Source organism: Lederbergia graminis (genome assembly GCF_042655485.1).
Lineage (GTDB): Bacteria > Bacillota > Bacilli > Bacillales > Bacillaceae_C > Lederbergia > Lederbergia graminis.
In genome coordinates, this window is record NZ_JBHSMC010000036.1 from 1 (window position 1) to 1,559 (window position 1,559).

Annotated in this window: 1 protein-coding gene; it reads right to left on the reverse strand. The window is 35.9% G+C overall.

All coding sequences use genetic code 11. The annotated features are described in order from the left end of the window. Positions 1-282 precede the first annotated feature (282 nt). Complete coding sequence (locus tag ACFPM4_RS19110) at positions 283-1,461, reverse strand: IS256 family transposase (protein ID WP_382355365.1); 1,179 nt, start codon at positions 1,459-1,461, stop codon at positions 283-285. Positions 1,462-1,559 lie beyond the last annotated feature (98 nt).

A 1,559-nucleotide genomic window follows, 5' to 3' on the forward strand; every position in this document is an offset into this window, starting at 1 on the left:
AGTCAAGTCCATAATATTGTGTAAAAGTTATTACAACATTTTCAACCAACTTTATATAGTAAAATGGACGGCCACAGCGTAGCTGCTTGCCATTGACTTCAGCGCTCGATACTTGGTCTTTGTTGGAAGGGGGCGGGGCCCCGCCAACAAAGGCCTAGTATCGATTTGTCCGTGTTACAATTTTGAGAAGGATTGCCTTTTAGGCATTATTTTAACCAACCTTCGATAGCTACACTAACACGGACAAAAGCGAAGTCAATGGTGGCATATATTTGTTGTCACCTATTTTTCTTTATCAAATGATCTAAAATACTGTGATTTTGCCCAATCCTCATCAATGTCCATTAATACAGAACCGATAGTTCTAATAGCGGATTGATCATTAGGAAAAATGGCAATTACCTTTTCTCTTCTACGAACTTCACGATTAACACGTTCTAACATATTTGTTGTCCTTAAATGTTTATAATACCTTTTATCGTGAGAATGAAATTGCATTGCATCTTCGAAGCCCGCATCTAGTTTCTCAATAACCTCTTGAAGTCCTTTGGTATTTTGATAGGTATTAATAAACTCATCTTTCAGTTCACGTGCATGTGCTAATGTAGAAGTTCTGAATATATTTTTTAGTTCTTCACGTGCTTCCGTTGAATTCTTTTTGGGCATTTTATTTATCATATTTCGAAGGAAGTGCACAACACATCTTTGCCAAGAAGTACCCAAAAAGGATTCTTCAATAGCTTTAACTAGTCCAGCATGTGCATCTGATATAACCATCTTAGGAGATTGCATTCCACGTGACTTTAAGTGCTCAAAAAATCTCGACCAAGCTTCTGTAGATTCTTTATAATCTATTTGGATACCTATAATTTCTCTATAACCTTTTTGGTTTACACCACAAGCAATATAGATTGCTTTAGAAACAACCTTGTTGTCCTCACGGACTTTAATGTACATAGCATCAACATAAATATAATGAAAGTAAGAGACGTTTAAAGGGCGGTTTTTCCAATCATTAACAATAGGATCGAGTGACTTTGTAATTTCAGATACAAAGGATTTAGATACTTTTTCTCCGCATAATTCCTCTACAATTTTTGTTACTTTTCTAGTTGAGACACCATTAATCACCATTTCCATCATGGATAATACCAGTGCTTGGTCATAGCGCTCATATCTTTTAAAAGCTGATGGAGAAAATGCGCCGTCTCTGGTACGAGGGACATTTAATTTAAGTGCGCCAGCACCTGTGACGAGTTGACGTTCATAATAACCATTCCTATATCCTCTTCGTTCATCTGTTCTTTCATGGGAAAGAGCATTGATATACTCATCGCGTTCCTTTTCCATTAAAGAATTTAAAAGTAATGTCAGGGATGCTTTAACTGGTGATTCAAGTGAACTATTTTCGATTTTTTCTTTAAGATCTTCAATATTTATTGTAATATTAATTTGGGTCATCATCATGTCCTCCGTTTAAATGGTTTCTTGGTCGAAAACATTGTATCACGGGTCATGGTGATGACCTATTCTTTTTACACAATTATATGGACTTAATC